This window comes from Haematospirillum jordaniae (genome assembly GCF_001611975.1).
In the GTDB taxonomy this organism is placed as follows: domain Bacteria; phylum Pseudomonadota; class Alphaproteobacteria; order Rhodospirillales; family Rhodospirillaceae; genus Haematospirillum; species Haematospirillum jordaniae.
Map to the genome: position 1 here is coordinate 1,200,445 of NZ_CP014525.1, position 12,777 is coordinate 1,213,221.

Consider the following 12,777-nt stretch of genomic DNA (forward strand, 5'->3'; position numbering starts at 1 on the left):
GGAGGTGGTCGCTCAGTTCGCCTTGCGGGCGTTATTGAGGCGTTCCCCGGATTCCAGAACCTGTTTGACCGCCCGTTCGGAGTCGTCCACCATGGCCCGCAAATCAGCGATATAGCGTTTCATGGTGTTTGCAACGGTCCGGAACTCTGGCTCGTAGCGTCCGGCACCAGCGGCCTCGATGGCAATGTTGGTGGCAATACCGTTGGATTGCTCGGCGATACGGCGGATGGTCTGGGCATGGACAGAGATCTGCTTGGCATGGTCGCTGATGGTGGAGATCACGCTTTGTTCCTGATCTTCCTTTTCCCGCTCGGACAGCTCGTACGCGGGCATGGGGCTGGTGTTTTCCTCACCCTCTTCGCCGCCTGACGTACCATTGTTGGACGCAACCAGTTCTTCGGCCCGGGCCTGCAGGGTGTTCATGTCTTCCTGAACCCGGTTCAGCTGGCTGACAAGTTGCCGGGTGTACTGGGTCAGGGCCCGCACGGCCACGCCGGCGGTTCCGGCCCGGCCGGCGGCCAGTTCGGCATTCAGGGACAGAATCCGCATGTCTTCGGACAGTTCACGCAGTTTGACAAAGGCCTGCAGGGCGGTTTCGCACTGGGTGAACATTTCGCCGGCCCGGCCTTCAAGGCGGTGCTCGACAACAACCGGTGCGTCGGCCGGGATTTCTGCGGCTGCTTCTGTGGCTGCTTCTGTGGACACGTCGTTGCCTCGTCTGCCACGGGGTTGACTGGGGTCTGCGCGGCGCAATCCGGGACCGTTTCCGGGCGGATGTGGACGAACCAGGGCCACACCGTCCCAAGGATACGAGCCCCGGGCGGCGGTGCAACACAAATGACGGTTTTCGGGTGTTTGTTTTTCCGCCGGGTCGTGTCCTGCTCCCCGTTGTCGTTTTTCAACCATAAGGAGCTTTTATGTCAGTCTCTGTCGACAAGTCTTTTATCAAGCATTTTCAGGCCGATGTGCATCTGGCCTACCAGCAGTACGGGTCCCGCCTGCGCCCGACGGTGCGCAGCAAGGGAGGAATAAGGGGGAGTTCGACCGTTTTTCAGAAGGTTGGCAAGGGCACGGCCTCGACCAAGGCGCGCCATGGCATGGTTCCGGTTATGAACATGGACCATACCCCGGTGGAATGTATCCTTCAGGATTATTATGCCGGGGATTGGGTGGACCGCCTAGACGAGCTGAAGACCAGCCTAGACGAGCGGGCCGTTCTGGTGAAGGCGGGGGCCGGTGCCCTGGGGCGCAAGACCGACGAGCTGATTCTGGCCGAGATGGCCAAGGCAACCGTGTCGGCGCTGGATGGAACAACCGGGATGACGCGGGAAAAGGCCCTGGCCGCGTTCGAGCAACTGGGCAATGCCGATGTGCCCGATGACGGCGAGCGGTTTGTGATTGTCGGTTGGAAGCAATGGTCTGAACTTCTGAAGATTTCTGAATTTGCGCGTTCGGACTATATAGGGCCCGACGCGTTGCCGTGGCAGGGTACACAGGCCAAGCGGTGGCTGGGCAGTTTGTGGATGCCTCATACCGGTCTGCCCCTGTCTGAAGGGAAAGTGCGCAGCTGTTTCTGGTATCACCGTACAGCGGTTGGGCATGCTGTTGGATCAGATGTGGTGACGGATATTTCCTGGCACGGCGACCGGGCAGCCCATTTTGTCAACAACATGATGAGTCAGGGGGCAGCCTTGATTGATACCCGGGGCATTGTTTCCATGCCATGCCTAGAAACATGAGGATTGCCGTCACGATCGTATCATTGCAGGACAAAGGAATGCCGCCATGGCTTTTGAACGTTGCAATCTGTCTGTTCTCTCGTATGCCAATGGATTTACTCAGTGGCATTACCGGACGAAAGATACCACCCTGGCGACCGGGTATTTCAACAGCGTGGCGGACATGCTGCGCAAGGGAGACCTGATGGTGGTCAATCTGGATGATGAAAACACCCGCACCGTGACCCTGTACCGGGTCAAGGATGCAGGAGATTCAGGGGTGACTGTCACGGCCTTGTCCTGACCGCCGGTTCACGGTGATGTCTCCCCTATTACGCAGTGAGAGAGATAATGAATACAGTGTTTGACAGTTCCGGTGCGGGACCTGGCGTAGGGTCTTCTGCCGGGGTGATGGATGTTACCGATCTGGGGCGTATGTTGGCTGATGTGGCCGGTATCCGCTGCCGGAAATCAGGCGGGCGGGAGTCTTTCTCCCGCTTGGCCGAGCAGTTCCGCCAGAGTGGCTTTGACGGACTCCGGGATCATGCGGTGATGAGGGAGTCCCGTCGTGGTGGGCGGCGTTTGATCCCTGTGGCGGTGGTTGAACGTGTTGTGGCCTTGGCCCTAGAGCACCCGGCGTGGGGGCAGGTCCGCCTGTCTGCGGCTTTGGCCGATGAGGGCATGGCCCTGTCCGCCGCGCTGGTCCAGCGTGTTCTGGGTGACAATGGTCTGGGCGGTGCGGTGGACCGCTGGTTGGCCCTGGAACAGAAATGGGCTGCGGGTACGCTGGTCCTGAGCGCGGAACAGACCGCGTTTGTGGAACGCATGAACCCGTGTTTCCGCGAGCTGTCGCCGGTTTCTCAGGCCCCGGGTGAGGTTCTGGACGCGGACAGCTTCTTTGTCTTTTGTCCTGGACGCGGAAGCAAGGTGTACCTGCATGCTGTCGTTGACACCTTTTCGTCCTATGCCTTCGGGTTTCTGCATGACAGCCGCCGTCCGGAAGCGGCGACAGCGGTTCTGCACAATACGGCGCTACCGTTCTTCCGCCGTCATGGCTGGCCTGTCCAGGTCGTGCGAACCGATACCGGGCGGGAATTTGTCGGCGGGGCTGGGCACCTGTACCAGACGTACCTGGATTTGGTGGGAATAGAGCATCAGACGGTTGAGTCCCTGCCGTCCCGGCGTGGCAGTTTTGTCGAGCGGTTTCGCGACACTGTGCGCGATGAGTTCTTCCTGCCCCGGATCCGGGAGCGGCCTTTCGGGACGCTGGAAGCCGTGCAGATCGCCTTTGCGGCATGGTTGAAGGATTACAACACCCGTCGTCCCGGGAAGGGTTGGCCGAATATGGGGCAGACCCCGCAGGCCGTTCTAGAGGCGTTTTCCGGTACCGGGGATCCTGTCGGGCCGGAAGGCTGAAGCCTGTGCGGTTCGTTGTCTGTGGTGTTGGTGAAAGGAAGCAGGCATGGCCTTGGACAGGATTGATATCTGTAACCGCGCGCTGCTGATGATCGGCGCCCTGCCGGTTTCGTCTCTGGAAGACCCAACCCCGGTGGCCGAGGTGGCGCGCCATTTCTATGATATGGTTCGCGATGCCTTCCTGTCGGTGCATCCGTGGAATTTTGCCCTGACAACCGAGGTGGTGCCGGTCATGCCATCTGTATCGTGTTCGGGGTATGCCTTCACGGCGCCTTTGCCGGTAGGGTGTCTGCGGGTTTTGTCGGTCGGGCGCATCGGGCAGGACCGGGGTGTGGCGTACCGCATTGTGGGGCGTCAGGTGGAGTGTGACGCTTCGCCGGTTGTCCTGCATTACATTGCCGCCGTTCCGGAGAGTGTGTTTCCGGCTTTTTTTGTCAATGCCTTGGTCTTGCGTCTGGCGGCGGCGTTCTGTTTGCCCCTGACCGAAAGTGCGGGGCGGGCGGATCACCTGTGGCAGGCGGCCGAGCAGGAGTTCCGGCGGGCGCGGGCGGTTGATTCCAGCGAGGATACGCCAAAGCGTGTGGGCAGCAGCATTCTTCTGGATGTGAGGCGATGAGCGGGCATGGTCATATCAAGTCCAATTTCACCGCCGGAGAGCTGGCCCCCGATCTGCTGGGGCGGGTGGACCTGCGTTTGTGGGACAATGGCGCGGCGTGTCTGCGCAATGTCTTGGTGCGTCCGACCGGGGGCATAACCCGTCGACCCGGTTTGCGGTGGCTGGCTGTTGTGCCGGGTCCGGGTCGTCTTCTGTCCTTTGAGTTCAACACGGCGCTGGTCTTTATGCTGGTGTTGACCGACCGGAAGATGACCGTGTTCAGGTCGCTGCCATCGGGGCAGGGTGTCCGGTATATCCGGGAGCTGGAAACCCCGTGGACGCTGGAGCATCTGGCCGCGATCAACTGGAGCCAGAGCAGCGACACCCTGCTGGTGGTTCATCCGCTGGTGCCGCCGCACAAGATTGTCTGCCATGCAGAGGATTCCTGGTCGGTGACGCCGTGGGTTTTTGAAACCGGGCCGGGGGGCGTTCCCAAGGTGCCGTTTGCCCGGTTCGCACCGCTTGATGTTGCCTTGCGCACGGATGGTGGTGTGAAGGGAGAGGTGCACCTGCATGCCGACAAGCCGTTCTTTACCCCGGCGCATGTTGGCGGGTGGATCCGTTTGCACGGGGTGCCGGTGAAGTTACTGTCCTTGGTAACGGCGCAAAAAATGAAGGCGCGGATCGAGGGAACCCTGTCTTCGGCAGCATACAGCACCGACTGGGTGGAAGCGGTCTTTTCCGAAGCACGGGGGTGGCCGGTTTCGGTGACGTTCCACCAGAACCGTCTTGTGATCGGCGGATCGCGGGATTTGCCGCACCACTTGTGGCTGTCGCGTGTGGGAGATTTCTTTAACTTTGACCCCGGCCAGGGGCTGGATGACGATGCGTTGCACATGCCGATCCTCTCGGATCAGGTCAACGCCATTCGTCATGTGTTCCCGGGCCGCCACCTGCAGGTGTTTACCACCGGGGCAGAGTGGATGGTGCTGGGTGAACCCTTGAGTCCGGCCAGTATTCTGGTTCGTCGGCAAACCGGGATCGGCAGTCTGGCATCCCGGTCCATTCCGCCCTGTGACGTGGACGGGGCTACGGTCTTTGTGGCTGCCGGCGGGCGGGAGCTGCGTGCCTTCCTGTTTTCCGACAGCGAGCAGGCCTATCAGGCCCAGGATCTGTCGCTGATGGCTTCGCACCGGGTAGAGGATCCGGTGGACATGGACTATGACCCGCGCTGGCGTCTGCTGCATATGGTGATGGGTGCCGGGACCATGGCAACTGTCACCAACTATCGCCGCGAGCAGATCACAGCCTGGAGTGTCCAGGAAACCGATGGGGACATTTTGTCGGTGCGGGTCTGTGGCGGTTTGACCTGTCTTCTGGTCCGTCGTGGGGCGGTGGTGTGTCTGGAGTGTCTGGACGAGACCGCCTTTACCGACTGTGCCCAGAAAAGGGAAACCCGCGGTGCCGTGGCATCGCTGGGCGGGCTGGTGGCATTGGACAACAAGCAGGTGTATGTGGCGGGTGCGGATCCGGGCTTTGTGCCGGCAACCGTGCGCCGGGGGTGGGTTCATTTGTCGCATCCCCTGCGGTCGCCCGATGTCGGATTGCCTTTCTCCCATGTTGTGGAGCCGTTACCGCCCGCTGTTGCAGGGGCAGGCGGAGGGGTATATGGGCGGAGCATCCGCCTGATCCGAGCTTCGTTCCGGGTTCTGGGGACCGGGCATCTGGTTGTGGATACCGGTTCCGGCCCGGTGCCGGTTGATTTCTGTGCCGCTGTGCCGCTGTCCTTTCACGGGGATGCAGAGGAAGACAAGGCGGTGTGCGAGGTTGCGGTGCGTGCGCTGGGCTGGCGCACCGGGCATCCCCGGCCCTTGTGGCGTATCGAGCAGGATACGCCGGCGCCCTGCACCATTCTTTCGGTTCTGACCGATCTTCGTTCCGCCGGCTGAGAAGCCGGTTTTTTATGGCCCTGATTGCAGCGAGGAGAAAGCCGTGGCCGGTTTTCAGACCATAGAACCTTTTATACGTTCCCGGGGCGGGTCTTCATTTGGGGATGCGCCGCGCCGCAGGGCGCGGGACAGCGAGGCACCGCGTACGGTGCCCGTGGTTTCGCGGCACGAACCGGATTTTGTTGTCCCTGATCCAGAGGAGACTGCACGCCGGGAGATGATTGCACTGCGCCAGCAGGATGATGTACTGCGCCAGCAGCGCAAGTTGGACCGCGAGCTGGCAACGCGTCGGGCCCGTGCGGCCCTGTCGCCCGGCGGGATGGAGTCTGCATCGTTTCAGGCCCTGACCGACAGCCTATCCGAAGACGCCAATCGTGCCATTGAACGCATTGACGGACGGGCGGCTATCCAGTCCCGCATTGTGCAGGAATCAGCAAAGAGGCAGCGGGAGGAAAGGGCGTTTATCAGTCAGCATATTTTGTTTCCTCCGCAGGGCGGTAAAGACCTCGCCTGAGGTGGTTTTGTTGTGGAGTTCGGTATTTTTTTTGGGGGGTAGATATCCGTGAAAGCACAAAGATATGAAAGACGGTTTCATCGTTACACGGGGGACGGCATCACCGGGACCTATCCGTTTCATTTCCGGATTTTTACACCGGATGACCTGCAGGTGTGGGTGGATGGTGCGGTGTGCCGCGAGGGGTATTATGTCACCGGCCTGGGGCGGGAAAACGGGGGTAGCATTTCCTTTGTCATGCCGCCGGCCCAGGGCAGTGTCATTGTCCTGAAGCGTCATTTGCTGATTGCCCGCAAGGCCGAGATTATGGCCCGTGGCCAGGTCTCGGGCCAGGCGCTGCGTATGGAGCTGGACCACCATCTGGTGCTGATGCAGCAGCTGGAGGAGCAGATAGACCGGTCGGTTGTGTTGCCGGTGGATGTGGAGGCTCCGGTGCGTCCGGTTCTGCCTGTCCCGCAGCCGGGGCAGATTATCGGGTGGTCGGAGGACGGGCGGCGCCTAGTCAATGGGCCGGACAGCTTTGCGCGTCTGGTGCGGGCTGTGGAGGAGTTGCGGGCAGGTTCGCCGCCGGACACGGTTCTGCCAAAGGTAGCATCTGCGACGACCGGTGGTGCAGGGGCTGTGAAACCCGGTGGTGCGCGGAAAGACGAGGACAGCTGGAAGGCCGCTGATCTGGTCGGGGGACAGGCATCTTGGCTGTCGGATGAATCGGTCTGGGCACAGCGGGTGTTGCAGCGGGTGCACGACCGTCTGTATGGCAGTGTGGCATCAGCTGCAGTTCAGGGCAGCCAGCTGTCGGCATCGGAGCGGTTCGGACCTCTGGTGCCGTCGGTATATATGCGGGCAGTGCCCGACCGGGTGCCCTATTTGCTGAAGGTACAGCAGGCCTATTCGGCAACCCGGGTTGACCGGACTGGCCGTGTGGTTTCTGCGGCAGCTGATACCGTGCGTGATGATTTCAGTCCTGACGGGCAGACTTATCTGGGCTGGCATGTCGAGGGGCCGGCCAAAAACCTTCTGGGTACGGACACAGCGAGTCTTTTGTCGCAGTGTACGGCAACCCGTATCAAGATTTTTGACGGCACGGCACCGGCACCGGCCCGGGTTCTGGAGGCATCGGCGGCGGATGGGATACTGCTGACCAGCCGGCTTGAAGCCAGTGCACCGTGTGTGTTCAGCCTGTGGATCGGGCGGGTGAAGGGAACGGGGGCCGTTTCACTGACCTGTGATGGCGGGACAACGTGGGTGGATATTACCGACCGGCTGGCCGCGACCGGGATGACCCGTGTGCACTGCGTGGCAGAGGCCGGTCCGATACAGCCCGGGATTCGGATTGCGCAGGCCTATGATGCCGTTGTCGTGGACTGGATGCAGTGCGAAACCGGGCGGGTGCCGACCTCGGCGATCATTGACGGCCCGCAAGGGGCATTCCGTGAGGCGGATGTCCTGAAGGTTGACGATATCGGGACCCGTCTTGATGAGGCTGTAGGGAGCCTGTACGTCGAGGTGGTTCCAGGGCCGGAGCGTCCCGACCCCCAGACCCTGTTCTCCAGTGCGGAGTCCGGCAAGGTCGTGGAAGCCTCTTTGGGTCCCTACAAGGAAGGCATAGCGGTGAACCTGGGCAGCATTGCCTCGGGTTTTGGCGGGAAAAACAAAAGCGGCATTCCGGTCCGGGAGGGTGTTCCGCTGCGCTTCGCGCTGGGCTGGAGTGACCGGGGTACTGTGGCGGTGCAGGATGGGGTTGTGTTCTATACATCGCAGTTCTGCAAGCCTTGGATATGCACCGCATTGGCGCTGGGGTGTCAGCTGCGGGGCGGGCCAACGCGGTTCCTGTATGGCTGGGTGCGCCGTTTTGCCGTGTTCACCGAGCGCCTGAGCGATGACCATCTGGTGGTGATGACCCGATCCTGACGGCCCCGGTTCTTTTTCCGGGAGTGTGAAATGCAAGAGTATCCTGTTGGCGGGGGCGAAAGCTTTCCCGCCTTTGTTATGGCCTGGAACACGGCGATGAACTTGGGGACGCCGGCACACCATCACCGCATGGCAGGGTGGCTGGAGCAACGCTGGTCCAGCTCGGCGCAGCGCAACGCCCTTTTGATGTCCTTCCGCAATTCCGGCAAATCCACCTTGGTCGGTCTGTTCTGTGCCTGGGTCCTGTACCGGGTTCCGGAAACCCGCATTCTGGTGGTGGCAGCCGAGCACGGGTTGGCTCGCAAGATGGCCCGCAATGTCAAACGGATTATCGAGCGTCATGCAATGACATCGGGGTTGCTGCCGTCATCACGTGACCAATGGGCGGCGGATGAATTTACCGTGGCCCGCCGGGCAGAATGGCGTGATCCATCAATGTTGGCCCGCGGGATCGGGGCCAACATTACCGGTGCCCGGGCGGATCTGGTGGTGTGTGACGATGTGGAGGTGCCCAACACCTGCACATCGGCGGTCCGGCGGTCGGATTTGCGGGCCCGCCTGCGTGAGCTGGACTATGTGATCGTACCCGGGGGCATGCAGCTTTACATCGGTACCCCGCATGCGGCGGACAGTGTGTATGCGGCAACGGCCTCGCCGGATGATCCGGATGCCGGTCCGTTCCTGGATGGTTTTGAGCGTCTTGAAATTCCGCTGGTGGACGAGGCCGGTGTACCGGCCTGGCCGGAGCGTTTTCCCGCTGCTGCGATCGAGGCGTTGCGCCAGCGGACAGGCCCCAGAAAATTTGCCAGCCAGATGCAGCTGTTGCCGGTCAACAGCGAGGACGGTCGTCTGGATCCGGACCTGCTGCGTGTTTACGACGGCGATCTGCGGCTGATCCAGGGCAACGGGGAGAGTTTGCTGACGATTGGCGGGGTGCGGATGGTTTCGGTGGCCTGTTGCTGGGATCCGGCCTTTGGTGCCGGGTCTGATGGCCGGCGGGACGGCAGTGTGGTGGCGGCCTTGTTCTGCGACGGGGATGGCACGTACTGGCTGCACCGGATCTGCTGGCTGCCGACCGCACCGGCGGGGAGCCGGGATGATGTGGCAACCTGGCAGTGCCGTCATGTGGCAGCGTTTGTGCGTGACCTGCACCTGCCGGCCATCCGGGTGGAGATCAACGGGCTGGGGCGGTTCCTGCCGTCCCTGCTGCGCAAGGTTCTGGCCGACGACAATCTGCCGGTGGCGGTTCTGGAATACACCAGCCACCGTTCAAAGGCAGAACGTATCCTGGAGGCGCTGGATGCACCGCTGGCAGCCGGTCGCCTGAAAGCGCATCGCAGCGTGTTGCAGACACCCTTTATCACCGAGCTGCGTGACTGGCGGCCCGATGGGCGTGGTCACGACGACGGACTGGATGCTGTGGCCGCGTGCCTGCTGGCTGAACCGGTCCGGTTGCGTCGCCATAGTGTGCCCAGCCCTGCCGGACCATCCCCTGTCTGGCAGCGCGGGGGGGCTGCCTGGACGGCCTGCACCGATTTTTCTGTCTGAAGATTATTGGGCGCACAGGGCTCCGTGCGTTCTGACCAACCTATTTTCCCAAGGAGAAAGAAGCATGTCCATACCCTGGACGGTGGATCTGATGTGGTGGGTAACAGGGGTGGAGCTGCCGGCGCTGGGTGGGCTGCTCTGGCTGCTCTGGCGGACACGCCAGGATACGGAAACGCGAACCGGGGCCGTGCGGGAGGCCTTGGCTGACTACAAGCTGGAGGTTGCCCGCACCCATGTGTCCATGGCGACCCTGAAGGATGTGGAAAACCGCCTGCGGGCGCATCTGGAGCGTATCGAGCTGAAGCTGGATGCGGTTCAGGTCCGGTCCTTGGGGCGAGGGGCTGCGCCGTGGAGCGGGTAACGCTGTCACCGGCTTCCTGTAAGCCGGTTGATATTCTGGCCCGTACCCTGTGGGGGGAAGCCAGGGAGGACAGTGTGCGTGGAAAGGAAGCTGTGGCGGCAGTGGTGGTGAACAGGGTCCGTCATGCCCGCGCCGGGCGGGCTGTGTGGTGGGGGCGGACCATCCCGGATGTCTGTCTGAAGCCGGACCAGTTTTCCTGCTGGTCCACCCCATCCGGGGGATGTCCGGATGCCATGGCGGTGCTGCTGGATGATCCATGCTTGGCTGTTTGCGTACGCATTGCCCGGCGAGCGGTGGCCGGCGTTCTGGAGGACCCAACCGGCGGCGCCACCTGTTATCACGCCCGTTCAGTGCACCCGCGCTGGGCGTGGTCCCGCATTCCGTCAGCAGAAATCGGCGAGCATATTTTTTATACAATCGTGGAGTAAGGGTTTTGGACTGGATCATGGAAAATCTTGGTGGGCTGTGGCACTTGGTCAGCTCGGTGGTGACGGTGGCCTCGGCGGTGGCGGCGCTGGCGCCGGGTCTGGACGATGACCGCCGGGTCGTTGCCCTGCGGCGTCTGGTGGATCTTCTGGCGCTGAATGTCGGCTTGGCCCGCCCTGACCGTCACCGCGGTCCGGGTTGAAGTCTTTTGCCCCCGCTTCCTGATATTTCGGGAAGCGGGGGGTTTCTTTTTGCATTTCAGGGGGCGGATTGTGCCGGTTCCCGGTCTTCCAGCATGGCCCGGATGGTGGTGATATCCCGTTCCGGCCGGATACGCTCGAACAGGGGTCTGGCCTGGTGCCAGTCATGGCAGGCGTGACGGGCGATAAAGGTCAGCCATTGCTTTAGACGCCCACCACGGATAGCCGGTACGCAGCCATCCTGTGATCCCAGCAGGCTGTCATAGTGCAGCAGCAGGGTGCAGACTTGTTCCCACGGCCACGGCGGGGCCCCGGTTTTCAGGCGCAGGGCCAGATCTGGACGGGCAATGGCCCCGCGCCCCAGCATGGCGGCCTCGCACCCTGAAACCCGGGCGCACTCTCGCCAGTCTTGCGGGGTCCAGATTTCACCATTGGCAATGACAGGGATATCCACGGCCTGGCGGATACCGTCCAGAAGGGGCCAGCGAGCCGGCGGGCGATAGCCATCGGCCCTGGTCCGGGCGTGCACGACCAGCTCGTCGGCACCGCCATCGCGGGCGGCCAGGGCAATCTCCAGATGCTGGCTAGTATCCTCGTAACCCAGGCGGACCTTGGCGGTGACCGGGATGTGATCCGGAACAGCGTTTCGCGTGGCGGCGACAATGGCGGCGATACGGTCTGGCGTGCGCAGCAGGCTGGCCCCGGCGGCGCGGCGGTTGACGGTTTTTGACGGGCAGCCGAAGTTTAGGTCAATCCCCGGTGCCCCTAGGCTGGCGACAAAGGCGGCATTATCCGCTGTTACGGCCGGTTCCGGCCCCATGATCTGGACATAGACCGGAGTGCCGGAGTCGGTTCTGCCCCCGGTCAGCAGTTCCGGGCACAAGCGGTACCAGACATGGGGCGGCAACAGGCCGCGGGAGACCCGGACAAATTCGCACACGGCCCGTTCAAAGGCCCCAGTCGCGGTCAGAAGGCGGCGTGCCGGCGGATCGGTCAGCCCTTCCATGGGGGCAAGAATCAGGCGCATGCAAGGGAACCATATCCGGGAAGCGGGAAGGCTGCTCTGTAGCGAAACCCACGGCCCGGGTCAATGGTCCGGTTCCGCCACAAGGACTGTGCGCATCCGGTTGGGCTTGACGTGGCGTTGCCCTTGGGCGACAACAAACGTTTTGGCATAGCCTTCTGTTTGCTGCAGGGTAGGGGTACAGCCAGATCTTGGTGATGATACCGGGGGCGCCGGTTGGCGTGTGTGTGCCTGTGGCGTGGTATATCCGGGGACTATGGGGTTTTCATGAGTCGTCCTGTTGTTGTGTGTTGTGCCATTACCGGATCACGCCCGCGTAAGGCGGATAATCCGGCGGTGCCGGTTGCTCCGGCCGAGCAGGTGGAAAGTGCGCAGGACGCGTTTGAGTCCGGCGCCACGCTGTTGCACCTGCATGTCCGCGATGACAACGAGAATCCGAGTTTCGATCCCGACCGTTTTGCCACGGTGATGGAGGGTGTGGCCCGTTATTGTCCGGGTATGGTGGTGGAGTTGTCGACCGGTGGTGTCGATGGCGATCCATCCCAGCGGCTGGCGATGCTGCCCTTGCGCCCGGAAATGGTGGCGCTGGCCCCGGGATCTTTCAATATGCCCGGCGGCGTCTATCTCAACCCGCCCGATGTAGTGCACGAGCTGGGGCAGGCTGTGGTGCGTATGGGGATCAAGCCGACCCTAGAGCTGTTTGACCTGTCGATGCTTTATGCCACAGCCGCTTTGATCGGGCAGGGGCTTTTGCCTGAACGTCCGCACTTTCACATTGTTCTGGGGGGGCAGGCCGCCCTGCCGGCCCGGCGTCAGGTGCTGGATTTTATGGTAGCGGAAATCCGGGACCTGTTCCCGGACGCCTCGTGGATGGCATCCGGGCTTGGGTCGCACCAAGATCTGGTGATGGACTGGGCCTTGTCCCTAGGCGGGCACATCCGTACCGGTCTGGAAGACAACATCCGCCTGACCCGCCATGCCCTGGCTGAAAGCAATGGCCAGCTGGTGCGGCGGGCGGTGGCGCGCTGTATGGATTATGGTTGCCGCCCGGCCAATGTGGCGGAAACCCGTCGCATGCTGGGCTTGCCAGAGCATTCGTGAAACCAGGATGAAGG

Annotated in this window: 14 protein-coding genes; 12 read left to right on the forward strand and 2 right to left on the reverse strand. The window is 62.3% G+C overall.

Going from position 1 to position 12,777, the window contains the following annotated elements:
* Window positions 1-12: 12 nt before the first annotated feature.
* Window positions 13-705, reverse strand: coding sequence for a methyl-accepting chemotaxis domain-containing protein (locus AY555_RS05620; protein ID WP_156483315.1), 693 nt, complete (start codon window positions 703-705; stop codon window positions 13-15).
* 212 nt (window positions 706-917) lie between these two features.
* On the opposite strand from AY555_RS05620, the gene AY555_RS05625 reads away from it, so the two are divergent.
* From AY555_RS05625 to AY555_RS05675, 11 genes are all read left to right on the forward strand, one after another.
* Window positions 918-1,739, forward strand: a complete 822-nt coding sequence (locus AY555_RS05625) for a phage capsid protein (protein WP_066134517.1) — start codon at window positions 918-920, stop codon at window positions 1,737-1,739.
* A 46-nt stretch (window positions 1,740-1,785) separates the two neighbouring features.
* Window positions 1,786-2,022, forward strand: a complete 237-nt coding sequence (locus AY555_RS05630; protein ID WP_066134518.1) for a hypothetical protein — start codon at window positions 1,786-1,788, stop codon at window positions 2,020-2,022.
* 47 nt (window positions 2,023-2,069) lie between these two features.
* Window positions 2,070-3,134: a DDE-type integrase/transposase/recombinase gene (locus AY555_RS05635; protein ID WP_082811873.1), complete on the forward strand. Its 1,065-nt coding sequence runs from the start codon at window positions 2,070-2,072 to the stop codon at window positions 3,132-3,134.
* A gap of 46 nt (window positions 3,135-3,180) precedes the next feature.
* Window positions 3,181-3,750, forward strand: coding sequence for a hypothetical protein (locus AY555_RS05640; RefSeq protein WP_066134520.1), 570 nt, complete (start codon window positions 3,181-3,183; stop codon window positions 3,748-3,750).
* Complete coding sequence (locus tag AY555_RS05645) at window positions 3,747-5,678, forward strand: hypothetical protein (RefSeq protein WP_066134523.1); 1,932 nt, start codon at window positions 3,747-3,749, stop codon at window positions 5,676-5,678. Before AY555_RS05640 ends, AY555_RS05645 begins: the two co-directional genes overlap by 4 nt.
* A 43-nt stretch (window positions 5,679-5,721) precedes the next feature.
* Window positions 5,722-6,192: a hypothetical protein gene (locus AY555_RS05650; RefSeq protein ID WP_066134526.1), complete on the forward strand. Its 471-nt coding sequence runs from the start codon at window positions 5,722-5,724 to the stop codon at window positions 6,190-6,192.
* 48 nt (window positions 6,193-6,240) lie between these two features.
* The gene (locus AY555_RS05655; RefSeq protein ID WP_066134530.1) at window positions 6,241-8,103 is read left to right on the forward strand and encodes a phage head spike fiber domain-containing protein; all 1,863 of its coding nucleotides are present in this window, start codon (window positions 6,241-6,243) and stop codon (window positions 8,101-8,103) included.
* 30 nt (window positions 8,104-8,133) lie between these two features.
* Window positions 8,134-9,651 (forward strand): phage terminase large subunit, encoded by a 1,518-nt coding sequence (gene terL, locus AY555_RS05660; protein WP_066134533.1) that lies wholly within the window; start codon window positions 8,134-8,136, stop codon window positions 9,649-9,651.
* A 64-nt stretch (window positions 9,652-9,715) separates the two neighbouring features.
* Window positions 9,716-10,012, forward strand: coding sequence for a hypothetical protein (locus AY555_RS05665; RefSeq protein ID WP_066134536.1), 297 nt, complete (start codon window positions 9,716-9,718; stop codon window positions 10,010-10,012).
* Window positions 10,000-10,440, forward strand: coding sequence for a cell wall hydrolase (locus AY555_RS05670; RefSeq protein WP_066134540.1), 441 nt, complete (start codon window positions 10,000-10,002; stop codon window positions 10,438-10,440). The genes AY555_RS05665 and AY555_RS05670 overlap by 13 nt, the downstream gene beginning before the upstream one ends.
* Before the next feature lie 17 nt (window positions 10,441-10,457).
* Window positions 10,458-10,640: a hypothetical protein gene (locus AY555_RS05675; protein ID WP_066134542.1), complete on the forward strand. Its 183-nt coding sequence runs from the start codon at window positions 10,458-10,460 to the stop codon at window positions 10,638-10,640.
* Window positions 10,641-10,696: 56 nt separating this feature from the next.
* On the opposite strand, the gene AY555_RS05680 is transcribed toward AY555_RS05675, so the two are convergent.
* Window positions 10,697-11,665 (reverse strand): tRNA dihydrouridine synthase, encoded by a 969-nt coding sequence (locus AY555_RS05680; protein WP_066134547.1) that lies wholly within the window; start codon window positions 11,663-11,665, stop codon window positions 10,697-10,699.
* Window positions 11,666-11,929: 264 nt separating this feature from the next.
* On the opposite strand from AY555_RS05680, the gene AY555_RS05685 reads away from it, so the two are divergent.
* Window positions 11,930-12,763: a BKACE family enzyme gene (locus tag AY555_RS05685; RefSeq protein ID WP_066136644.1), complete on the forward strand. Its 834-nt coding sequence runs from the start codon at window positions 11,930-11,932 to the stop codon at window positions 12,761-12,763.
* Window positions 12,764-12,777: the final 14 nt, after the last annotated feature.

Bases quoted from the DNA above. Each gene is read 5' to 3' on its own strand.
- AY555_RS05640 (WP_066134520.1), top strand. From the start codon at position 3,181: ATGGCCTTGGACAGGATTGATATCTGTAACCGCGCGCTGCTGATGATC.
- AY555_RS05680 (WP_066134547.1), bottom strand. From the start codon at position 11,665: ATGCGCCTGATTCTTGCCCCCATGGAAGGGCTGACCGATCCGCCGGCA.
- AY555_RS05630 (WP_066134518.1), top strand. From the start codon at position 1,786: ATGGCTTTTGAACGTTGCAATCTGTCTGTTCTCTCGTATGCCAATGGA.
- terL (WP_066134533.1), top strand. From the start codon at position 8,134: ATGCAAGAGTATCCTGTTGGCGGGGGCGAAAGCTTTCCCGCCTTTGTT.
- AY555_RS05645 (WP_066134523.1), top strand. From the start codon at position 3,747: ATGAGCGGGCATGGTCATATCAAGTCCAATTTCACCGCCGGAGAGCTG.
- AY555_RS05675 (WP_066134542.1), top strand. From the start codon at position 10,458: ATGGAAAATCTTGGTGGGCTGTGGCACTTGGTCAGCTCGGTGGTGACG.
- AY555_RS05635 (WP_082811873.1), top strand. From the start codon at position 2,070: ATGAATACAGTGTTTGACAGTTCCGGTGCGGGACCTGGCGTAGGGTCT.
- AY555_RS05665 (WP_066134536.1), top strand. From the start codon at position 9,716: ATGTCCATACCCTGGACGGTGGATCTGATGTGGTGGGTAACAGGGGTG.
- AY555_RS05685 (WP_066136644.1), top strand. From the start codon at position 11,930: ATGAGTCGTCCTGTTGTTGTGTGTTGTGCCATTACCGGATCACGCCCG.
- AY555_RS05625 (WP_066134517.1), top strand. From the start codon at position 918: ATGTCAGTCTCTGTCGACAAGTCTTTTATCAAGCATTTTCAGGCCGAT.